Genomic DNA, 23,077 nt, shown 5'->3' with positions numbered 1-23,077 from the left:
GCTTGAGTGTACAGGAACTTCTTAATTGTGTTAAGAAGGATTATCAAGATATTTTAGGTCAACAATTAACTGGCATTTATCTACATGGATCCCTTGCCTTTGGCTGTTTCAACACGTTGAAAAGTGATCTTGATTTTATTGTTGTCGTTCAATCAAAATTGAGTCTTGGGGCAAAATTGGCGCTGCTTCACGTATTGGAAAAGTATCATACAATGGCTCCTCAAAAGGGATTCGAAATGAGTGTTGTGCTGGTGAGTGATTGCCAGCATTTTTGTTATCCCACACCCTATGAGCTTCATTTTTCAAACATGTGGCGAGAAATTTACCTGAAGAATCCCCTTAGCTTGTGCGCCATAGAAAGTAAACGGGATCCCGATCTTGCCGGTCATTTTAAAGTAATTAAGCAATGTGGAATTGTATTATGCGGGAAACCAATCTCAGAAGTATTTGGCGAGATTCCTACTCACGCTTACATCCAAAGCATTGTTAATGATATTAAAGATGCGAAGGCAATGATCATCAACCGGCCGACTTACACCATTCTGAATCTTTGCAGAGTACTAGGTTATCTTCAAAGCGGTAAGATTTTGTCGAAAGAGCAGGGAGCAGAGTGGGCATTGTCAGCGTTAGAAAGTCAATGGGGAATGGTGATACGAACGGCATTGAACAATTATCGTTCATCAGATTCAGAAGTGCACTATTCTTATGAAGATGCGGTTGCATTTTGTGATTGTTTGCTCAAGAAAATAAGAAAGTCTCTCGAATTGAGAAAGAAGTGAGTCTATGTTTTCGTTAAAGAGTGGAGATAAAATCGGCATTTATTCACCATCATCGCCAATCACAGCAACGTCACCAAAACGATTCACACGTGCAAAGAAATTTCTTGAAGCGAAGGGTTTTGAAATTGTAGAAGGTAGCTTGACAGGAAAGTCAGACCACTACCGATCAGGTTCAATACAAGAACGAGCCGCAGAATTAAATACGCTGATTCGCGAATCAGACATAAAAATAATTATGTCAACTATAGGGGGAACCAATTCGAATTCTCTGCTTCCTTATCTTGACTATGATGCTTTTAGAAAGAATCCAAAGATCATGATTGGGTACTCTGATGTCACAGCAATCCTCTTAGCCATTTATGCACAGACAGGTATCCCGGTATTTTATGGTCCTGCACTTGTGCCTTCGTTTGGTGAATTTCCGCCTTATGTTGAGGAAACATTCGCATACTTTTTAAGAATGTTTTTTGGTGACCAGTTACTTCCTTATCGTTTACCGAAACCTCTTTACTGGACGGACGAAGGGATTAATTGGGAAGAAAAGGTAGGGGAAAAAGAACGGCGGCAGAATCACTGGATTGGTTTCAATGGTGGCTGCGCGAGCGGTCGATTAATCGGAGGAAATCTTAATACCATGCTCGGATTTTGGGGGAGTCCCTATATGCCTGAAATTCGGGAGGGTGATATCCTTCTCATTGAGGATTCTATGAAAACCGCTTCGCAGGTTGAGAAGAACTTCTCTCTACTGAAAGTTAATGGTGTCTTTGATCGAATTGGCGGTCTGCTGCTCGGAAAACATGAACGCTTTGATGATGAGGGAACAGGAAGAACCCCGATTGATCTTTTACTTGAAGTGCTAAACGGAGCAAAGTTGCCAATTATTGCAGACTTTGACTGCTGCCATACACAGCCAATGCTGACGATGCCGATTGGAGCTCAAGTAACGATGAATGCGGATCCGGTGGAAGTATCCGTTACAATTGATCAGCTCAACTAAATGATTAACAAGTGTATCGATTTGGAGGAACGAATATGAATGATTTGTACTTAACTAAGCCCAATAAGAATTATCAATCGAGTTTTGAAAATTATGCTTTAGCCTATCAAAAGGTAAATGATACATATTATTTTGAAAAATATGAAAAAGCGCTGCATGATTTTGATTGGTATATTCAGGATTTGGATGATCAATCAAGAGGAATTAATATACCACAAGATTGGGTAGCGACGTCAACATTCTGGTTGATCGACAAGGATATAGTGGTAGGCGTCGTGCGGATCAGGCATCAGGAAGTCGAAAGTGCAGGTCATATAGGGTATGATATTTCGCCGTGTTTCAGAGGTAGAGGCTACGGTACACAAATCCTTAAGTTAGCAATAAAAGAGGCTAAGAAAATAGGTGTCGAAGAGGTCATTGTAACGTGCAACACGGAAAATACAGCTTCAAGAAAAATAATTGAAAAAAATAATGGGAAGTTATTAGGAACGATTTACGATGATGAGGAAAAGGAATTTCTGTATAAATATAAGATTGATCGTAACAATTGATCTCTTTATTTCCAGTTCATAACGTATTGAAAGTGGAAAAGAATGGATTATTCTCAAGAAATTAGTTACACTTTTGGCTTCTCAAAAGCTTTTTGAGATTGAAAAAAAATTCCTCCTGTTCGAAAACAGGAGGAAAGTGTATATAAAGAGCCGCGAATAACTAAAAGGTTGGTGCTGTTAGTGAGCCTAATAAATCAGACCTTTTCAGCAGTTTCAAGCAACGATTTTGCGCATTTGTATTCCAGACCATGGGCATCGGCAACAGCTTTGAACGTTACAAAGCCATCCAATGTGTTCAAGCCTTTGAGCAGCGCTTCATCATCAAGGCATGCTTTAGCATAGCCCTTGCTGGCAATTTTTGCAGCGTAAGGGATGGTGACGTTAGTCAGAGCAAGTGTAGAGGTGTTTGGAACTGCACCAGGCATGTTTGCAACAGCATAATGAATGACACCATGCTTTGTATAAGTAGGATCATCATGAGTTGTGCTGTGGTCGGATGTTTCAACTACACCGCCTTGATCGATCGCAACGTCAACAATGACCGAGTTTTCTTTCATTGAAGCAACCATTTCTTCAGTAACAAGCTTAGGAGCTTTTGCACCTGGAATCAGTACTGCGCCAACGACAAGATCAGCTTCTTTAACCGATTGTGCAATGTTATAAGGGTTGGACATTACCGTATTCAACGAATTGCCGAAAATATCGTCCAGGTCACGAAGTCTGTCTGCACTAATGTCAAGAATTGTGACATCAGCACCGAGACCTACGGCGATCTTTGCAGCGTTTGTTCCAACAATACCGCCACCGATGATCGTAACTTTGCCGCGGGATACTCCAGGTACACCGCCAAGTAAGATGCCTTTTCCAGCTTCATCACTGAATTTTTCGAGGTACTGAGCACCGATTTGAACAGCCATTCTACCGGCAACTTCACTCATTGGTTGGAGGAGAGGAAGTACACGATCCGCGCGTTGTACAGTTTCATAAGCGATCGAAACGACTTTGTTTGCAACAAGTGCTTTTGTCAGTTCCGCGCCAACTGCCGGAGCAAGGTGAAGATAAGTAAAGAGAATAAGCCCTTCACGGAAGAAATGATATTCTTCTGGTTCTGGTTCTTTAACTTTGATGACCATTTCAGCGGACCAAGCTTTTTCAGCTGAAGTGATTACCGCACCTGCTTCTTCGTATTGCTGATCGGAGAATCCGGCGCCTGCACCTGCTAATGTTTCAACATAGACAACGTTTCCTTCTTGAACTAAGTGATACGTACCAGCAGGGGTAATGGCGACACGACGTTCGTTGTTCTTCAATTCTTTAGGAATACCGATAATCATGAATGAATTCCTCCCAAATTAATTAGTCTTACCAATGTTTGAATAATCAGATACCTCGGTCAGTTCGGATAAACCATCTCAAAACAATTTGCTAGAAATAGTTAAGTTCGTTTACTAGGATCGGGTCTGTGTTATTCCTTAGTTAGAATGTTACAAACAAAAGGCAGTCATTTCATCATACATTTTGTCTACTCTTTCGTTAAATAACTTGACATTTAATGTCCGTGTCAGATAATATGACAATTGATGAAACATAAAACGACACTTGGAGGGTTCGGTCGATGGATGAAATGCCTTTTTGTGTAAAAGATGTGCTCGAACGGCCGCTCTTTCAGCGCGCGACACTGATTGCGGGCAGACGTGGTATGTTTCGCGAAGTTCGCTGGGTCCATATTCTTGAAATTACACATGCTGCCCCTTATGTCAGCAAGCATGATTTAATCCTGACCACCGGTCTATGGTTAAAGCGATCGGTCAAATCAGGACTAGAGTATACACGTCAGATTATTGATCATGAAACTTCAGGGCTTTGCATTGAATTCGGCACGACCATCGACGAAATTCCAGACAAAATCATTGAACTTTGTGATGAACATGATTTTCCGCTTATTTTGTTCCGGCAGCCGATCCGTTTTGAAGAAATCACTCAGGATATTCATTCTTACCTGATTAATCAGCATTTCGGCTTGTTAAAGAATCTTGAACAATTCTCACAACAGCAGCAGCAGCTGGTTTTGCGGAGTACTGACATCCCAGCCATTCTTCGTCTTTTGCAAAACTACTCAGAAGGACAAATTCTCTATCTTTCGGCAATTGAGTCCAATAAATTTTATCCGCCGGTCGCTACGGAGACTGCAGAAATCATTAATGCCTTCTGTAATAAGAAAATGAAAGATTTCGATCAAATTCAAGAAGCAGAGATATGGAAAATGGATGAAACTCATTTTATCCTGATTCAACCGGTAGTCTGCTTTGGTCAAGTATTCTCGTGCGTCGGTATGGTGCTCCATCAAGCTCATCCTACCGAATATATGAAACTACTTATCGATTATACGGCGAAAGCAGTGGCGACTGTTCTGCTGCGTACGCAGTTTCTGGAAGAAAGGATATTGAGCAATCAAAATGAATTAATCCAAGACATCTTAAGTCGGCGGATTGAGAGCGAAGAACAAGCTCAAATGAGGATGGGTCTGCCTTCGCCGAATGGAGAAAAATATATCTTTGTCGGAGGCATCATTGAGTTTGAACATAATGTGATCGAAGCAGGTCCGGAAAGGATGGAAGCTAGAAACCAAGACATTCTCGTCCTGATTCGTTCGTTATTGAAGAGGTATCAGATGCATCATCTTTTGATGATGAAGAATAATCAAATCTATTTGCTATGCGCAAAAGAGAAAGTCAATCATGAGTCCCTGCCAGCATTGTATAAAAATATATTTGGGTTGATTGAAGGACTTAAGAAGTACATTGATCAAGCTTTAGCAGGGCTCCAGTTTCATGTTGGGTTCGGAAAATCAAAAACACAGCTACTTGATATGTGGCTAAGTTTTAAGGAAGCCTATCAGGTCATCGAAGTCTCGCAAACTGTCCCCTCAATGAAAGACTGCTGTTTCTATGCAAAAATGGGTGTTTACCAGTTGCTGAAAGCTGTACCGCAGCCAACTCTTGGAGACTTTGTAAATGATCAGCTTGGAGACTTGCTTGATTATGATCGAAAGCATCATTTAAATCTAATTGAAACACTTGATATGTATTTTAAGTGTATGGGCTCTAAAGGTGAAACTGCGAAGAGATTGTTTATCCATCGCCAGACTCTTTACAATCGTCTGGAAAAAATTCGGGATATTCTTGGTGAAGACTTTTTTGAACCTCATCGGCGTCACTGCCTGGAGATGGCTCTGCTTGGCCATCCACTAAGGGATATCTATGATCGGAAAAGCGATAATTAAAAGCTAATATGGATGTCAGAAAAAGTGTTCCGCTTACCTGGGCACTTTTTTTGTTGTTATACTAGTTAAAGACATCATTAAGAGCAGTACCTTTGAGAAAGAAGGCTTTCAATGAGTTATCTTCACATTTATTGGAAAAAGTACCGGTTCAAATTTTTAACGGCAATCTTTTTTCTTTCGCTTGAAGCATTAGCGGATTTGTTGCAGCCAGCGCTCATGTCAAAGATCGTGGATCAAGGTGTCGCACATTCGAATCTCTCATTTATTGAGAGATATGGTCTGCTGATGCTATTGATTACTTTGATTGGCGCAATATGCGCCTGCACCCGAAATATTCTCTCCGTAATTGTCTCTCAAAAATTTGCTCAGGATTTGAGACAGGACTTATACATAAAAATACAGAGTCTGTCACAGACCCAAATCGACCGGTTTGGCAATGCAACGCTGATCACGAGACTCACCAATGATGTCACCCGCGTGCAGACGTTTGCCAATGGCATGATGCGGATCATGATGAAGGCTCCGCTTGTCGGTATCGGCAGCTTGATCATGGCGGTTCATCTAAATTCAAGACTTTCTTTGATCTTACTTGGGGTTGCGCCAATCATTGCACTGCTGATTTTCGCTAATATGAAGGTGAGTTATCCTTACTTCAGAAAGGTGCAGCACGCATTGGATCATGTCAACCGGTCGATGCAAGACTATTTATCCGGAATTCGAGTGGTGAAAGTATTCAATCGCTCCGCCTATGAACAGGAACGGTTTAATAAGAACAATCAAATTTTAGGACGTTTGTCAGCGACCGCTTCCCAAATAGGTAGCCTTTTCGGACCGCTGATCAATCTTACAGTGAACTTTGGGGTGATTGCCATCCTCTGGTTCGGCGGAATCGGCGTGAATAATGGTTCAATGCACGTAGGGGCGATTATCGCTTTTACAAATTATATGATGCAGCTTCTCTTTGCGATCATGATGGTGAATAATGCCTTCAGCATGCTTGTTCGGGCAAGAGCATCAACTGAACGTATTGGTGAGGTTATGAACATTGAGCCGGACATGAGTTTTCCAAATCTGCAGAGCTCTGATATGGTCATTGACCATATGGGGTCGCTGCAATTTGAACATGTAGATTTTTCTTTTTCAAGCGGAAACGAGCATCGTCGGCACGTTTTAACGGATATTCACTTCAGTGTCCTTCCCGGAGAAACGATTGGCATCATCGGTCCGATTGCTTCAGGAAAATCCACGCTGGCAAATTTAATCTTGCGTTTCTATGATCCGGATCAGGGAGCGATTTTACTTGGAGGAAAAAATATCAAAAAGTACAGTGAGGAGCAGTTACGCAAAAAAGTTGCCATTGTACCGCAGCATTCGCTCTTGTTTAGTGGATCAGTGATTGAAAATATTCGCTGGGGAAATGAGAATGCGAGTGATGAAGAAGTCATTGAAGCGGCCAAAATCGCCGACGCGGATACCTTTGTCCGTAAACTACCTCATGGCTATGGAGCGATGATTGGGCAAGGCGGTGTCAATTTATCAGGCGGGCAAAAACAAAGACTTTCGATTGCACGGGCCTTGATCCGAAAACCAGAAATTCTAATTTTGGATGATGCAACGAGCGCCGTTGATGCGCAAACAGACAAAAGAATTCGAAACCGATTGAAACAGGCCATTCAAGGTTTGACATGCATCATGATTTCCCAGAAGGTATCCTCGATAATGGATGCTGACCGAATTCTTGTCTTGAATCAGGGACGCATTGAGGCGATGGGCAAACATGATGAACTATTAGCAAAGTCACCATTTTACCGAACAGTTTGTGATTTGCAGCTGGCGAAAGGGGAGAGAAGCCGTGGCTGAAAAAAAGTCTGAAAGTATCGTAACAAATCGAGGAGTACCCGGAAGAAACGGCAGGCGAAGAGGTGCAGCACGATTTGCGCCTGTTGAAAAACCGAGACATATGATGTTGACGCTTCGAAGATTAGGCGGCTATTTCGCCCATGAAAAAAGGACACTCTTTTTCGTCTTTTTTTTGATCCTATTCGATGCAGCGGTTTCTTTACTCATCCCCTTTTTTATAGGAATTGCAGTTAATCAGATTGGCGTGCGTGTACATACAGTGAATTTTTTTGTGCTGATTGAAATGATTTTGGTATTAGGGCTGTGTTATGTTACAGATGGTGTGCTTACTTTTCTACAGGGGTGGTTCATGGCTTCTGCCGGACAGCGGATGATTATCAGTTTGCGTACGGGTTTGTTTCGGAAATTGCAGAAATTGCCGATCGCTTTTTTTGATCGACATCACAACGGTGAGATAATGAGCCGGCTGACCAATGATATTGAAAACATTGATGTTACCATTTCACAATCCACCGTTCAGCTGATGAATGACGTGATTATGATTGCAGGATCGTTAATCATGATGATCTGGATCAGCCCGGTGTTGACGCTGGCAAGCCTGATCATGGTCCCACTTGTTTTTCTACTGACAAAGACAATTGCATCGAGAACTTCTAAACTTTTTGTTGAACAGCAGAAAGAACTGGGGACGTTGAATGGTCAAATTGAAGAATCAATCTCCGGGTTAAGTGTGATCAAAGCGTTCAGTCATGGGCGTCAAGAAATCGAAAAATTTACAGAGATTAATCAAAGATTGACTGATGTGGGCATGAAGGCGCAGGTATGGTCCGGGTATATGATGCCTTTAATGAATGTCATTAATAATCTAGGATTTGCTGCCGTTGCTTCGGTCGGAGGTGTTTTAGCTGTAAGCAATCTGATTTCGGTAGGGATGATCGCCAGTTTTCTGACCTATTCAAGACAGTTTTCACGTCCGCTTAATGACGTTGCAAGTATCTTTAATACGCTGCTATCTGCAGTGGCCGGCGCAGAGCGTGTTTTCGACATTTTAGATCAAGAAGAAGAATTGCCGGACAAAGCGGGAGCAAAAGCGATTAACCGAAAAAACTGCAGAGGAGACATTGAGTTTCGTGATGTCTCGTTTGGCTATACTCCGGAACATCCGATTTTGAAACACGTGCGTTTCCATGTGAAACCAGGTGAAAGAATCGCACTAGTTGGACCAACCGGAGCAGGCAAAACAACGATTGTAAACTTGCTGACAAGATTTTATGATCCGAGCAGTGGGGAAGTTCGTGTCGATGGCGTCCCGATTAACAATTTCCAAAGATCGGATTACCGCGGTTTGTTTGGTATGGTGCTCCAAGATACTTATTTATTTCATGGCAGCTTCAAGGATAACTTACGGTACGGCCGGCTGGAGGCGACTGATGAAGACATTCGCAGTGCGGCAGTAGCGGCTAATGCCGATGATTTTATTATGGCTTTCGAGAACGGCTACGACACGATTTTGCAAGGCAATGGTGAGAATCTAAGCGAAGGGCAGAGACAGCTTCTTACGATTGCTCGGGCACTGCTTGCTGATCCGGCCATACTCGTTATGGATGAAGCGACAAGTCATGTCGATACTCAAACAGAACAAAAGATTCAAGAAGGTATGACGCGATTAGCCAAAGGAAGAACCTGCTTTGTGATTGCACATCGCCTGTCAACAATTAAAGATGCGGATCAAATTCTAGTTGTGATGAACGGAACGATAGCTGAACAAGGCACCCATGAACAGCTTCTCGAGAAGAAAGGAATCTACTTCAAAATGTACAGTGACCAGTTTTCTTTTAGCGATAATTATGGGGATTGATGTGAACGAAATCAGTTTATCAGTGCTGGTTTACTTTTGCCGATTAAGAAATTCTTCAACCCACTTTACATATTCAGACCGATCGTAGTCACGATACAGACCGGTGGCGAATCGAACGGGATCACCAAAAAAGAACCGTTCATAGAGTATCTGTCTGCCTGCAAATGAACTCATCGACAAATCCCAGGCTAACCTGAACAGCTTTACTTTTTCATACCCATCGCGATCTGCAGACTGTAAATAGTGTCTCAACTCGTCACCGATCTCAGACTGAAAATCCATTTCTGTAGGAATAGACACCAACCCGCTTGCGCCGATAAGCTGCATGATTTCAATGAATCGCGGGTAAGTCCTCGGGAATAGATTCATGGCGGCCATCAGTGGTTTTCGATCAGGAACCATTGTTCCCCATTGATCAATTGATGCGTGCACCTCCGAAGCGGTCAGTAGTGCTTTGAGCGTTTCAAGTGTGACAATGACTTCGGTTATTTTCTCCTGGATATGCTGATATTCACCTACTTTTATCGCATCAACCAAGGACTGAAGGATGCCGAGAATAAATTCAGTTTTTATAATATTTCTTGATGTGACCTGATGGACTTGAAGAGGCATGAAACTGCTGTCCGTGTAAAGCCTACTTGCAATATCTGTGCTGCCGTTCAGGAAGACTCGGTCCCATGGAACAGTAACTTGATCAAAAAGAACGACTGAATCCACTTCTTCAAAACGTGAACTAAGCGGGTGATCATAATGGCTTTTTCCATTATCGAATGATTCGCGACAAACAAATTTCAACCCTGGCGTATTTGAAGGAATAGAAAAGGCATACGCATAGGCTGCATCAAAGTGAAACGCGCCGGTTGGAAAAACGAGTAGTTCATCGGTCATACCGCCTTGTGTCGCGAGTAAACGTGCGCCATGGATGACGAGACCGTCTTTGTTCTCCTCAATCACTCGCGCAGCAATTGCATCTGATGCATTCTCAAAATAGAGCGCAGAGCGGTTCACCTGAGGCTGAATAAATGTATGAGTGAGAGAAAGATCGTTCTCTCTACAGTGCGTATAAAAATTTCGCATATTTTCTGTGTATTGTTTGTCACCGAAAAGTTTGGCGCAAGCAGCGAAGGTCATGACAACGGTATTCATATAATCGGGTGAACGCCCCATCATGCCAACGTTTTGGTGTGCCCAGACTTGAAAGGATTTTCTTCGTTTCGCTAGATCCTCTTTCGTTTTCGGTTCGAGATAAGAAGTGCCAACGTTATCTCCGGTACTTGGCGATTTAAATGTTAGAATATCTTGAAACGCTTTTTCATGCTGCATATCATAAAGCATTGCCTGACTTTTCATCACTCCTTTGAAAGCGGGGTGCTCTGATAAATTTCCCGTTATCTTTGCTCCATTAATCCAGACATTATTGTGCAGCCGATTAATTCTGTCCAGATATGTTTTGCCGTTGATACATGACATTCGCTCCACCTCCGCATTTTAAGATATGTTCTTTAAAAATATGAACGAAAAAATGAGTAAATGACACTTTAAAATACGTGATCTGTTATTTTTTGCGAAATTATTGGCAACGACCGCGGTTAATTTAGGTCAAACAAATAAAGACTGCCTCTCGTTGTAATTTCGAATAAGAGACAGTCTTTATATAAAGTTAGTCTTACATGCTTTTTCTTTGGAAATAGATAAGCCCTGCTGCAAAGAAGGCGACAAAGCTGCCTATAACGACGACAATTAGACTAAATAAAGAGATATTGATTGCACCGCCAAAAGCTTCCTTTTCATTGCCGAACATCGATAAAACGGGTTGCGCCCATGGATAGAAAGGCGCGTATTTTGAATTAATAACCAGGATGTTAGGGATAACAAAGATAACGTTGACAGCGAGAGGAGCGGCGAAACTGGCCCATGATACACTGACTGCCAGTTGCAAAGCGGCAAGTGGCGCGCTAGCCAGCCAGCCGTTGAATAGGCTGCGCAGAACAAACGCCCATGGGAAATCACCAGGAACCCCCTTGATCCATCCGATAACTAACAGACTGACAAGAACGAGCACCTGTGTTAGGGCAAGCAACATCATAACACTAATCAATTTTGCGATGTAGACCTGAGAGCGAGAGACCGGCAATGCCAGCAACTGCTTCCATCCGCCGTCTGCATGCTCATAACGGCAAATAAAAGCTGAGAATATGCCCGTGAGCAGAGGCAGAAAGAGCAGTCCGTGTCCAGCGGCCATGACCATGTACTTATACATCCATTGGCTTCCGTGGACAATCTTAGAAGAATCCGTTTCAAAGAATCCAAAAAGCGCAGCGAAAATCGGACTGACAAAGATTAGCAAACTGATTTTTGATTTTCTGAGTTTATAAAATTCACTGCTTAATACGTGTAGCAATCTAGTTCACATCCCTTTTCGCAAAATCAACCAACGTAATCGTTAAGACGATCAAACCCGTCACAACGCCGGTAATGACACTAAAAGAATTCATCATCAGTGGCCATTTAAGTGGTAACCAGTCCGGTGCATTTCTCGTGTAACTTGAAAAGAGCGCATAGACAATGCCGAAAGTTAGTGCAATGGATTGATTTTTGAAAGTAACAGCAAGCCAAATTTGCACCGCGAGAAATGGGAGGGCTGCAAGAAATGGAAAAACCGTTATTTTCAGCAAACCAGTATAAGGAATGTCCGTGCCAAATCCGAGAACAATGCCAAGGATAACGCTTCCGAAAGCAAGCAGAATGCAGGATGCAAAAAGGAGCAAACCATTAAACAGAAATTTTGCAGTATAGACTTCTGTTCTGGAGATTGGCAGTGCGAGCACTTGTTTCCATGCATTGGTTTGATGTTCTATTGTTGCCATCAGCGAGGTGATGATCGCAACGCCGAGAAGCATTACGACTACACTCAACTGCTGCACATTATTCAGAAGACCACTCCACAAATCAGAAGCATATATTTTCGTTAAATAGTCATAGCGAAGTCCGAAATTCACCGCTTCGAGACCGATAACACCTAAAGGTCCAAGCACAATTAAAAAGAGGATTAGCTTTCGCTTAATCTTGAGTAAGTCAGAGGAAAAAACGCCCCACATTATAAACTCTCCTCTCCGCTTGTGAATTTGAGGAAAATGTCTTCGAGCGATTGTTTCCGTTCTTCAATTCGGTAGATGGCCACATTTTGTACAACAAGTTTGTTCACAAGCAGACTCATTGTGTCATCATCAATTGCGTCCAAGTATAGCCATCCTTGTTCATGATTTGCTTTAACGCCGTTTGCCAATAAATAGCCAAGAGCTGACGCAGGATCACTGACACGCAGAGCTACTTTGTTTAAAGCATGGTGTCTTAGTTCATCAATGGAGTCTTGAAAAAGTATTTTTCCTTTTGAGATAATTCCTACTTGAGTGGCCATCTGATCAATTTCATTGAGCAAATGACTGGAAATTAAGATTGTCATCCCAGTTTGCTTTGGAAGTTCTTTAATTAACTCTCGCATTTCCTGTATGCCTGCCGGATCGAGTCCGTTGGTGGGTTCGTCTAGAATAAGCAATTGTGGATTCCCAAGTAAGGCGGTTGCTATGCCCAGCCGCTGCTTCATGCCCAGAGAAAAACCTTTGACCGGCCGTCGCGCGTCTTTCGTTAATCGAACGATGGAAAGCACTTCATCAATTCTTTTTTTGGGAACATCGATAATGCGGCGGATTGCTTCTAAATTTTCTACTGCTGTTAAATGACCATAATAGGATGGATTCTCAACAAGGGAACCAATCTGACTCAAGATTTCTTTCTTTTCTCTTTTTAATTCCTTTCCAAAAATTTGAATGGTTCCACTCGATGGTGTCATTAGACCGAGAAGCATGCGAATTGTTGTAGTTTTGCCTGCGCCATTGTGTCCGAGGAATCCATAGATTTCTCCAGCTTCAATTTTTAGATTCACGCGGTCTACAGCCGTATGCTTTTTGAAGACTTTACTTAATTGATTCGTTTGCACGATTATTTTCGTCACTATTTTCACCTCGTTTTCAATCATAGAAAACGAAGGTTAACCAGACGGACGTTTTCGTTTAATTTCTGTTTAATTATTTCTTATATAAGAAAAACCAGGCAAAAAACAATCGGCCCTTAGATGATCCGTGTCGCTACGGGGAATCGCTTTCCGCGGGCAGTCCAGGAGCCTCCTCAGACATACTTTTACCTGCGGGGTCTCCTTTGGCCTGCGATCAACAGGATCGCTCCGCAGGAGTCTCATCCCCTTAAGCTTTTGAACGAGCACGGCTCCTCGAAAAATTTATACTTTCTACTCCTGTAAAAAAACATGCTGAGTTGCCGGTGCAACAAAGCATGTTCATGATTATGGTTACTTTTTTTCGAAGATTGTTATTGTAGTCCCGGTTGAAGACGTCTGAATGTCGCAATCGAGATTCATTTGTTGAAGGAGCATCGAGACAATAGTCAGCCCAATTCCGGCACCTTTATGGCTCGACATTTCCGTCATTCCCGGGCCATGATCACTAATCACTATTGATTGATTGGTTATGCAGACACCGATGTAATGACCTGAACGAGCATGCCGAAGTACATTTTGTAGGAGATTATCAATCACGCGTTTTAATCCTTCAGAGTCGGCATTCCAAATTAACGGCTTATCAGGAATGTCAAAGGAAATTGTAAATTGGTCTTTTTCAAACAGCGGGTACCATGAAGCAAGTGTTTGGCGAAGAACCCGTAGAACATCTGCGTCATCCAAATGAATTGGATATTTCTTTGCTGACAAAAGCGTATAGGACAGCAGATTGTCAATTAATCCGGATAAGTCGTCCACTTTATTTAAAATAACAGACATTGACTTCTTGCCTTGTTCAGTCAGATGTTCATTTTTTAATGAGTAAGCATGTCCGTTTATCGCGGTGAGCGGCGATCGCAAGTCGTGAGAAAGATTCATAATCAGCTGCTTTCGAAGTTCTTCCTCATTTCGTTCACGAATACGACTTTCTTTCAGTTGATCAATCATTTTATTAAACGATTGTTCTAGCTGGCCAATTTCATCTTTACGTGAAATTTCAACTTGTGCAGGAATTCCAGCGGTCTCGGCCTGAGACATTGCCTGCTGAAGATGGAGCAGGCGCCTGCGGAATCGAGAGAAAAATACCCATGATACATACATAAAAATGAAGAAGATCATAAGGAAGAGGAATGGATAAATTTTTGTGCTTCGTGTGCTTATTTTATCTCTTTCATTATTAATTAAGTGTCTTGGGATTTGAAGGACCATAAACCCTTGATTTTTCTGTTTGCCGATAAAAGCGACAACCGTAAATGGATCACCATCGTAGCTGCGTTTCATAAACTGAATCGTATAGGCTGTTGACCATTGATTCGGCAAAGACGAAAGAGATGGACTATGGTAACGTGTTTGTCCTTGATTATCGACCCAGAAAACGGAGGCTAATGCATACTTTTGGTTGAATTTTATTAGATGATTTGTGATTGTTGTACTTGATGCATGATCCAATTTTGATGCTTCATGGTGCCATTTATTTTCCAAATCAATTGTATCCTGATAAATGGTGTTTGTTTTCGAATGTTCAAAAGGGACATTTAAGATCAATGCTGCGACAATTGCAGAGAGCGGGAGAAGCATGATCGCCACGACAATAAGTAATAAATATTGTGTTCTTAGTGAGCGTATGTGTTTCATTTTTTCACCCTGTACCCTAATCCTCTGATTGTCTCAATAATCGCCGGACGACTTGGGTCATCTTCGATTTTTTCTCTAATGTGGCGAATATGTACCATGAGTGTTTTATCGCCTTCAATGTAGGGTTCGCCCCACACAGATTCATAGATTTGTTCTTTGGTTAAAATCTGATTGCTGTTTTTAATTAAATACATAAAAATCTGGTATTGTTTACCGGTAAAAATAAGTTCTGATCCAGTTCTTGAGTCAATAATTTGTGAGGTGTGCGGGTTGATTTGCAAATGCTTGAGACGAAGGACTTCATCCTCCTCAGAACCAAAACGCCGCAACAGAACGTCCACTCGCGCCGCGAGTTCTTCCGGATGGAAAGGCTTGACCATATAATCGTCTGCAAATTGCAATCCTTGAAGTTTATCGTCGATCGCTGTGCGCGCGGAGAGAATTAAGATAGGTATTTGTGGACTTTTCTGCTTTAAGCGTTTTCCAATTGTAAAACCGTCGAGTCCGGAAAGCATGATGTCTAAAATGACTAAATCAGCAGACGGAAAAGCAGTCATGACGTCCTCGCCAGATTTCAGCCAGGTCACATTATAGCCTCTGTCCGTAAGATCATTTTTCATCCATTCTCCTATATCTGTGTTATCTTCTAAGTAAAGAATATGCTTCAATTCGGTCACCTTTTTCTTTCATCATTCAACTAGTATACCATAGTAAAATTGCCCTTAATTATTAGAGAAGTTTAAGAGTGAGGGCTAGGTGATTTTATCCTCTATCAACTAAGCAAATGAATAATTCTATGGGAGGCGGGAAGATGAGAAACCGTGCTGCAGTCATTTTACTCGATGGGGAAAAAGTTGCGCTCATACGCCGAGAAAAAATGGGATCGGTTTATTAGAATGTTCGAAAAGGAGGACAAAAAGGGCCAAGAAGGTCAAGGAAACGCAGCTTTGAGCACCGGAGCGTATGTAAAGAATACGTGAGGAGTGGAAAAGCAAGTTGACACAGAGATTCGCCGGCAATTTTTCCCGGACTTTTAGAACACCCTTTATTATGTGTTTCCTGGTGGAGGTATTGAAGAAGGAGAAACAAGCGGCAAAACGTGAGGCCTTAGAAGAAATAGGGGTTAACGTACGTGTCGGTCCTCTTGTGGCAAACATTTTTTTCGAAGGTAATCAATATTTTTTTCACGGTGAGATAACCGATGGCATATTTGGAACCGGAAAAGGTGCGGAATTTATTCATCCACGCGTTGAAAATGGCACATATACACCTCAATGGGTGCCACTTTATCTGCTCAACTCGCTTGATGTCAGGCCACATCATGTTGCAGGCTTACTGAATCAGATGCTAGACGGCTGATAGTAAGTTCTTTTGCCTTCTACTGATGTGTGTGATCATCTTGATCCGAAAGCGCGCGTTGCCATTTTATCGCCTTTAAATATAGAGCCATAAATCGATCGTTGGTCAGCTTATGCTCATCAATAAAAGTGTTGACACGTTCCCATTGTGCTTGTTCAAATGCGAACACGGCATCAAGACAGATTCTCAATTCATTCCTGTCCCCAAGAAGGGCATTTTTGACTTTTTGGTCGAGCGGCAGGCTTCCGACAATTTTGTCCATGGAATGGTCAAGAATTCTGTCCAAGGAAGAAAAAATACCTGTAATGAAGTAATCGGATTCATTGGCGTTATTTCCCGTTTCGTTAGCGATTAAGGAAAGCATCTTACCTCGGATCAATGATAATTTGACGAGCTCCGCATTATCAAGTTTTTGCACGCCTTTTAAAAGCATCACATGGATCCATTGCATCGTTTCTTTTGCTCCTAATCGGGTGAGCGCTTGTCGAATCGACTTAATCGGGTATTTTGCCCCGTACTGAACAGTATTTGCAGCTCTTAATAGCTTATAGGCAAGCCCAAGATCAAGTTGGATAATTTTAGCGATTTTATCAAGATCTGGCTCAGGACGGTGTAATTCCTTAAACACTCGAATCAGGCTGGTTTCCTGAAAGCCGATCTCCTTGGCATTTACTAAAACGGGTTTACTAAAGAAATAGCCTTGAAAAAGATCATAGCCCATGGCGAGTGCGAGCTGGTAATCCTGCATCGTCTCTACTTTCTCAGCCAGAAACACCTTTTCTTTTTTATATTGATTGATCAGGTGCAGCTGATCTTTGATTTTAGCTCTCGAAAATTCTACTTTAATAAGATCAGCGAGTTGGATAAGTTCTTCATAGCCTTGCCGACCAAAAATAAAATCGTCAAGTGCCAACGTGTAGCCGTCGTCTTTCAGTGATTGACATGCATTGATCACGTCACGGCCAGGCTCGACTCTTTCTAAAATCTCTACAATTATTTTCTGTTGGGGCAGAAGCCGTGGGAGCTGGTGAGTCAGGAATGCTTGAGGAAAGTTAATGAAACCTCGGGTGCCTTCAATCAATTCGTCAAAATCGATCACAAGAACAGAATTGGCGAGAAGCGAGGCCGTTGCTTGGTTGTCATCAGTCTCTTGAAAAAAATTCTTGTCGTTTTTCCTATAAAGCAGTTCGTATCCGTAAAGATTCATTTTCCGATCAAAAATGGGTTGTCTGGCAACATAAATGTCCATAAACGTGTCATCTCATGATTTTCGAAGGTGTATGCCTTTTGATTTGGAACCTTTTTGAAATGAAGGGAAAAGTGAATGACAAGAAATACGCAGCAAAGATTACCTTGTCATTACCAATTGACGGCACAACGAATGCTTCTTCAGAACCAATCCTTTTTTCATATGCTAGCATGTTTTCCTTACTTAAACAACGATTCTTTAAGAGGTTGTTCAAAAAGTCCGGGAAAAGGGGTAAGAAGGATCTTCTGCTAATTACGTGCACGTCCTGTGCCCAACGCAGAAATCACCACATCCTGTGGGAGTTCTACGTCAACTTGTTTCTCCGCTCCTCACGTATTTCATAGGGGAACTTCAACTAAGAACGCGTACGTCCTGTACGCAACGTTGAAGTCACTACATCCTATATAAGTACGCTCCGGTGCTCGAAACGGCGTTTCCTTGACCTTCGACGCTCAAGACGAGCTAGTGTCAGGCATGCTACAGGACGTGGCGTTCTGCCTGACCTCGGCCCTTTTTGTCCTCCTTTTTGAACAGATTCTTTTAGAATGATAAGATCATTGCAACGTTCCAAAAATCTATCTGCTTATCCAGCGCTCATTGCTTGAATTTTCGGCGGCTAAGCTGAAGAAAATAAATGAGAAAAAACTGTAAATAAGAAAAATATAAAGAGCGAAAAGTAATGAAAAACCGATAGAGAATAGAGTAATGTTTTTGGAAATCTGAGAGTAGAGAGCAGGCATGAAAATATCCCACGAGTTCATTCTCATAATACGTCCGATATAAATGGCATACCCACTAATGATAAAGATGATAAGCAGAATGCCCCTTACTAGATAACGAGACATTTTTTTAAGCAGCCATTGGTGGATAATCATTAAGGAAAGCATTCCTGCCCATGTCCCTATAAAGATACCAATTGAAATATGAACAAGACTCATCCAAGATAAAAAATTGGTTGTATAGACGGCTGTTGAGGATTTTGTGATGCTATAAAAGGTAATTCCTTGAAGATGTATGATGTCAGTCACGATATACGGAGCATTAGGAAAAAAGAATAGCCACATGAACCCGCAAAGCAGTGTCTTGTGCCAGATACGCCGTTCATCATTCAGGATAAAAAAGACCGCAAAGAATAGAGGAAGGAAAGCCAAAAAGACGTTCCACACCATCATGAGATGTATAAATCTTTTGGTGGAACAGAAGGTTATGATACTAAAAAGTACATACGCACAGCAACAAAAAATAATCGGTTTCAAAGCATACACTTTTTGATTGAACATAGAATCAAAGTCCTTTCAGCGAAGGGTATTGCATCATAACCATTATATTAAAGAAAGACGAGCTTTAAGCACTCCTCCTGATGAAGCGGAGAGGTTTCTAAACTCTGAAATTGACAGCCCTTAACGTGAAGGTTATCTTTAAAAAGACATCGTATGTTCACAATTGAAATGATTTAAGGTGAGACTTTTGGCTGTTATAGATGAAAGTGATTGTAGAGAAACGATTCATCGTGCGATTTCCCGGGCTAAAGAATCCGGTCAGAATAGTGTTGCTTGCATGACTCGAAAAATTGAAACATTGGATCCGCTCCTTTTTTATCGATCAGCTCGTGAAAGGTACGCAGGTGAACGTTTTTATTGGGAAAATAACGAACATGACCTGATTTTAATAGGCGTCGGAATTGCGTTATCGATAAAGGCTGAGAAAGCTTTAGATGACGTGCAAATTAAGGATAAATGGGCACGCATTCAACGAAATGCAGTGATTTCAGGAGAGCAAGGCATAGAAGGTGCAGGTCTGCTGCTTTTTGGCGGATTGTCCTTTGATGCAAAGAAAAAGCCATCTGCCGACTGGACGCCATTCGGGCAAGGTCTTTTTTATCTTCCGACTTTTTTATTGACAATGCGAGAGAACCAAGCGTATTTAACACGTTCGATCGTGTGTACGCCTGAGGATGAACCGGAGCTGCTAATACGGCGGATGAAGGAGCATGAAAACGCACTTCTAAGTTTTCACATTGATTTCGAAGACGAACAAAATCAATTGCTCTTCAAGCAAGATCAGAATCCTGATGACTGGATGCATCTGGTTCGAGAAGCAGTACAAGTCATGGATACAACAGATTTACGGAAAGTTGTCCTGGCACGATCGTTGAAGCTATCGTTTCAAAAGCCTATAAATAGCGAACGTGCACTTCATAAATTACGTGAACAGCAGTCTGGAACCTGCGTGTTCAGTATGGAAGCCGGTGCATCTTGTTTTCTTGGAGCAACGCCTGAACGACTAGTCAAAAAAAGCGGAAACCATCTCTACTCTGCTTGTCTTGCAGGTTCAATTGCGCGCGGGAAAGATGCAGAGGAAGATGAACGGTTCGGTCAAATCTTGATCAATGATCAAAAAAACCGAATGGAGCATCAGTATGTAGTATCGACGGTTCGATCGTCCTTAAGCAACCTTTGTGATCAGCTGACCATTCCCGAGGTTCCTATACTGATGAAAAACAGGAACATTCAGCACCTGTATACCCCAGTAGAAGGTATTTGTGATGAAAAACTGTCGATTTTTGATGCGATCGAACGACTGCATCCTACAGCTGCGTTAGGCGGTTTGCCTCGTACGCAAGCTTTGGAATGGATCCGCACACATGAAAAATTGGATAGAGGCTTATATGCGTCACCAATTGGATGGTGCGATGCCCATGGCAATGGTGAATTTGACGTTGGGATCCGCTCCGCACTTATTCAAGGCGAGCAAGCCATTCTTTTTGCGGGATGCGGTGTGCTCGAAGATTCTATTCCCGAACAGGAATACGAGGAAACGGCAATCAAATTTGGACCGATGATGAACGTGCTTGTAGGGAGGAAATTATGAACCATCAAGAACTTATGACACATTACTTATCTTCATTTATTCATACATTATATCAACAAAATGTCAGGGAAGTTGTTATAAGTCCAGGATCACGCTCGACTCCACTTGCTATTCTGTTTGAGGAACATCCTGAGATTCAGACGTATCTTGATATTGATGAACGTTCGGCCGGATTTATGGCACTTGGATTAGCTAAAGCATCCGGACAGCCGGTAGCGATGCTCTGCACTTCAGGTACAGCCGCAGCAAACTATTACCCAGCGGTGATAGAAGCTTATTGCTCAAGAGTACCGCTGATTGTCATCACATCGGACAGGCCATATGAACTGCAGCATGTTGGCGCGCCTCAAACTATTGATCAAGGGAATTTGTACGGTAATCATGTAAAAAAATTCTTTCAGATGGAACTCTCAGAGCATGACTTGGGCTATGTACCTTATAATCGGGCTTTAACTACACGAGCAGTTGCGGAATCGCTTGGTCTTCCACATGGTCCGGTGCAGATCAATGTACCGCTCAGGGAACCGCTTTTACCAGGACGACAAAACCTATTCAGCGATGAGATTGAAATGAAAACCAAGATACCCATTAAACAGGGGACACTCTCGTTATCTGATACACAGTTACAATCTATTGCAGATCAGATTGGTCAGGCGAAAAAAGGTGTGCTGATTTGTGGGGAAATGGAATCGCTGGCAATTGAGTTGAGTGTTACGGCGCTCGCTAAGAAAACAGGTTTTCCTATTCTCGCTGATCCATTATCCCAGCTCCGGCGCGGGAAACATTCACTAAGTGCAATCATTGAAAGCTATGATACGTTTCTTCGCGTTGAAACGATTGCCTCACAACTTAAACCGGATCTGATTATCCGCTTAGGGGCTACTCCGGTTTCTAAGGCACTCAAGCTTTGGATGGAAAAGCAAGTGTGCGCGAATTTAGTAATTGATGGCGGTATGAGCTGGAGGGATCCGGCAGGTGTTGCATCAGAGATGATCTATTGCGATGAAAAACGTTTTTGCGACGATCTGATCTCACGGATCTCTATTCAAAACGATGATAACTGGATCAATGCTTGGCGAGCACTGAACCAAGTAACAAAATCGGTGCTTTCCAGCATTGATGAGGAAGAATCATTAAGTGAAGAAAAACTGTTCATAAGACTTACTGAATGGCTGCCTGAAGACGCACGTTTGTTCGTCGGCAACAGCATGCCGATTCGGGAGCTGGATACGTTCCTATTTGCGAAAAATCGTCCCGCAAAAATGTTCGCTAATCGAGGTGCAAATGGGATTGATGGGGTGGTATCAACTGCAGTCGGCGTCGCGCTCTCGAAGAAAGATACCATACTGGTAATTGGCGATTTAAGCTTTTTCCATGGCATGAATGGGTTGCTGGCGGCACAACAGAATCACGCAGATCTAACAATCATCCTGGTGAATAATGATGGAGGCGGCATTTTTTCGTTTCTCCCACAGGCTTCGGAAAAAATGCACTTCGAATCGCTTTTCGGCACCCCGCATGGACTTGATTTCGCTCATACAGCTCGGCTTTATGGTGCGGACTATACAAAGATTGAATGCTGGGATGATTTTAATCTCACATTAGAGAAATCCTTTCGCAAACGCGGAATAAAGATTATTGAGGTCCCGACTAAGCGCGCAGATAACGTGAAGAAACACCATCATCTATTGAACCTCCTCCAAGAACGTTTCACAGAGGAGTCGATCTATGAAAGCTGACATTCGCGGTATCTCGTATCATTATGAACATTTCGGGCAGGGAGAACCGCTGCTGCTCCTGCACGGGTTTACTGGAAGCATGGACACATGGCGCTTTTTTTCAGACGCGCTCCAAAACAAATACCATTTGATTTTCGTAGACATTATCGGGCATGGGAAGACGGACTGCCCGACCCAACCAGAACGATACACCATGTCAGAAGTGGTGGAGGATCTGGTTGCATTACTTGATCTGCTGCACTTGTCAAAAGCGCATGTGCTTGGTTATTCAATGGGAGGGAGGCTTGCGCTCAACTTCGCTTGCCAATTCCCTGAACGTGTATTGAGTCTGATGCTTGAAAGTGCATCACCTGGATTAAAAAGCGAGGAAGAAAGGCGCTTGCGTAGAGCACATGACCGGAAGCTCGCTGAATCCATACTTGAAGAAGGGATCACATCTTTTGTTGATCGCTGGGAAACGCTTGCATTGTTTGCGTCCCAGGATCAGCTGCCTGAACAAAAACGTAAAGCACTCAGGAAACAACGACTTGCAAATACCCCCAGTGGACTAGCCTGTAGTCTGATTGGTATGGGGACAGGTGCTCAACCATCAAGGTGGTCTCAGCTGTCATTCTTATCTATGCCTGTTTTGTTAATTACAGGTGAGCAGGATCTAAAGTTCTGCAAAATTGCTGAAGAAATGAAGACGAGACTTTCACGCGCGGAATGGCAAGTTGTAAAAAACTCAGGACATGCAGTTCATTTGGAACAAGCAAGACTGTATCCCGGGTTAATTGCTGACTTCGTTACTCGTCATTCACCGGGTATTCAGAAGGGGGATATATGAT

Annotated in this window: 19 protein-coding genes; 10 read left to right on the top strand and 9 right to left on the bottom strand. The window is 42.5% G+C overall.

The genetic code is table 11. The annotated features are described in order from the left end of the window. Window positions 1-2: 2 nt before the first annotated feature. From P343_RS27100 to P343_RS27090, 3 genes are read left to right on the top strand one after another with little or no spacing between them, the layout of a single operon-like run. On the top strand, window positions 3-779 hold the full coding sequence (locus P343_RS27100) for an aminoglycoside adenylyltransferase domain-containing protein (RefSeq protein WP_023509952.1): 777 nt from the start codon (window positions 3-5) through the stop codon (window positions 777-779). A gap of 4 nt (window positions 780-783) precedes the next feature. Continuing rightward, window positions 784-1,776, top strand: a complete 993-nt coding sequence (locus tag P343_RS27095; RefSeq protein ID WP_023509951.1) for a S66 family peptidase — start codon at window positions 784-786, stop codon at window positions 1,774-1,776. 35 nt (window positions 1,777-1,811) lie between these two features. Beyond that, window positions 1,812-2,327 carry a GNAT family N-acetyltransferase gene (locus P343_RS27090; protein WP_023509950.1) on the top strand — a complete coding sequence of 172 codons (516 nt, stop codon included), beginning with the start codon at window positions 1,812-1,814 and terminating at the stop codon, window positions 2,325-2,327. 194 nt (window positions 2,328-2,521) lie between these two features. On the opposite strand, the gene ald is transcribed toward P343_RS27090, so the two are convergent. Further along, on the bottom strand, window positions 2,522-3,661 hold the full coding sequence (gene ald / locus P343_RS27085) for an alanine dehydrogenase (RefSeq protein ID WP_023509949.1): 1,140 nt from the start codon (window positions 3,659-3,661) through the stop codon (window positions 2,522-2,524). A gap of 281 nt (window positions 3,662-3,942) precedes the next feature. Here ald and P343_RS27080 point away from each other — a divergent pair, with 281 nt between their 5' ends. The 3 genes from P343_RS27080 to P343_RS27070 all read left to right on the top strand — a co-directional run bounded on the left by P343_RS27080 (window position 3,943) and on the right by P343_RS27070 (window position 9,328). Continuing rightward, the gene (locus tag P343_RS27080) at window positions 3,943-5,610 is read left to right on the top strand and encodes a PucR family transcriptional regulator (protein ID WP_023509948.1); all 1,668 of its coding nucleotides are present in this window, start codon (window positions 3,943-3,945) and stop codon (window positions 5,608-5,610) included. Between the two features lie 111 nt (window positions 5,611-5,721). Continuing rightward, window positions 5,722-7,470: an ABC transporter ATP-binding protein gene (locus P343_RS27075; protein ID WP_023509947.1), complete on the top strand. Its 1,749-nt coding sequence runs from the start codon at window positions 5,722-5,724 to the stop codon at window positions 7,468-7,470. Then, on the top strand, window positions 7,463-9,328 hold the full coding sequence (locus P343_RS27070; RefSeq protein WP_023509946.1) for an ABC transporter ATP-binding protein: 1,866 nt from the start codon (window positions 7,463-7,465) through the stop codon (window positions 9,326-9,328). Before P343_RS27075 ends, P343_RS27070 begins: the two co-directional genes overlap by 8 nt. Before the next feature lie 30 nt (window positions 9,329-9,358). Here P343_RS27070 and hpaB read toward each other — a convergent pair whose 3' ends face one another. From hpaB to P343_RS27040, 6 genes are all read right to left on the bottom strand, one after another. Beyond that, window positions 9,359-10,798, bottom strand: a complete 1,440-nt coding sequence (hpaB, locus tag P343_RS27065; RefSeq protein ID WP_023509945.1) for a 4-hydroxyphenylacetate 3-monooxygenase, oxygenase component — start codon at window positions 10,796-10,798, stop codon at window positions 9,359-9,361. Between the two features lie 196 nt (window positions 10,799-10,994). Beyond that, window positions 10,995-11,729 (bottom strand): ABC transporter permease, encoded by a 735-nt coding sequence (locus P343_RS27060; RefSeq protein ID WP_023509944.1) that lies wholly within the window; start codon window positions 11,727-11,729, stop codon window positions 10,995-10,997. Window position 11,730: 1 nt separating this feature from the next. Then, window positions 11,731-12,426 (bottom strand): ABC transporter permease, encoded by a 696-nt coding sequence (locus tag P343_RS27055; RefSeq protein WP_023509943.1) that lies wholly within the window; start codon window positions 12,424-12,426, stop codon window positions 11,731-11,733. Next, window positions 12,426-13,340, bottom strand: coding sequence for an ABC transporter ATP-binding protein (locus P343_RS27050; protein WP_023509942.1), 915 nt, complete (start codon window positions 13,338-13,340; stop codon window positions 12,426-12,428). The genes P343_RS27055 and P343_RS27050 overlap by 1 nt, the downstream gene beginning before the upstream one ends. A gap of 351 nt (window positions 13,341-13,691) precedes the next feature. Next, the gene (locus P343_RS27045; protein WP_023509941.1) at window positions 13,692-15,032 is read right to left on the bottom strand and encodes a HAMP domain-containing sensor histidine kinase; all 1,341 of its coding nucleotides are present in this window, start codon (window positions 15,030-15,032) and stop codon (window positions 13,692-13,694) included. Further along, window positions 15,029-15,700 carry a response regulator transcription factor gene (locus tag P343_RS27040; RefSeq protein ID WP_023509940.1) on the bottom strand — a complete coding sequence of 224 codons (672 nt, stop codon included), beginning with the start codon at window positions 15,698-15,700 and terminating at the stop codon, window positions 15,029-15,031. The genes P343_RS27045 and P343_RS27040 overlap by 4 nt, the downstream gene beginning before the upstream one ends. A 403-nt stretch (window positions 15,701-16,103) precedes the next feature. On the opposite strand from P343_RS27040, the gene P343_RS27035 reads away from it, so the two are divergent. Beyond that, window positions 16,104-16,391 (top strand): NUDIX hydrolase, encoded by a 288-nt coding sequence (locus P343_RS27035; protein WP_051384739.1) that lies wholly within the window; start codon window positions 16,104-16,106, stop codon window positions 16,389-16,391. Between the two features lie 19 nt (window positions 16,392-16,410). Here the strand turns inward: P343_RS27035 and P343_RS27030 are convergent, their stop codons facing one another. Then, window positions 16,411-17,640, bottom strand: a complete 1,230-nt coding sequence (locus tag P343_RS27030; protein ID WP_023509938.1) for an EAL and HDOD domain-containing protein — start codon at window positions 17,638-17,640, stop codon at window positions 16,411-16,413. Window positions 17,641-18,215: 575 nt separating this feature from the next. After that, window positions 18,216-18,812, bottom strand: coding sequence for a DUF1361 domain-containing protein (locus P343_RS0118780; protein ID WP_023509937.1), 597 nt, complete (start codon window positions 18,810-18,812; stop codon window positions 18,216-18,218). A gap of 295 nt (window positions 18,813-19,107) precedes the next feature. Between P343_RS0118780 and P343_RS27025 the strand changes: the two genes are divergently transcribed. The 3 genes from P343_RS27025 to menH are packed head-to-tail and all read left to right on the top strand — an operon-like array spanning window position 19,108 to window position 23,076. Beyond that, on the top strand, window positions 19,108-20,511 hold the full coding sequence (locus P343_RS27025; protein ID WP_023509936.1) for an isochorismate synthase: 1,404 nt from the start codon (window positions 19,108-19,110) through the stop codon (window positions 20,509-20,511). Further along, entirely contained in the window at window positions 20,508-22,250 is a 1,743-nt protein-coding gene (menD, locus tag P343_RS27020; RefSeq protein WP_023509935.1) for a 2-succinyl-5-enolpyruvyl-6-hydroxy-3-cyclohexene-1-carboxylic-acid synthase, read from the top strand. The genes P343_RS27025 and menD overlap by 4 nt, the downstream gene beginning before the upstream one ends. Next, window positions 22,240-23,076, top strand: a complete 837-nt coding sequence (gene menH, locus P343_RS27015; protein ID WP_023509934.1) for a 2-succinyl-6-hydroxy-2,4-cyclohexadiene-1-carboxylate synthase — start codon at window positions 22,240-22,242, stop codon at window positions 23,074-23,076. Before menD ends, menH begins: the two co-directional genes overlap by 11 nt. The last annotated feature ends 1 nt before the right edge of the window (window position 23,077 follow it).

The sequence above is a fragment of the Sporolactobacillus laevolacticus DSM 442 genome, from assembly GCF_000497245.1.
Classification (GTDB): domain Bacteria; phylum Bacillota; class Bacilli; order Bacillales; family Sporolactobacillaceae; genus Sporolactobacillus; species Sporolactobacillus laevolacticus.
This window is presented reverse-complemented; position numbering and strand designations above follow the sequence as displayed.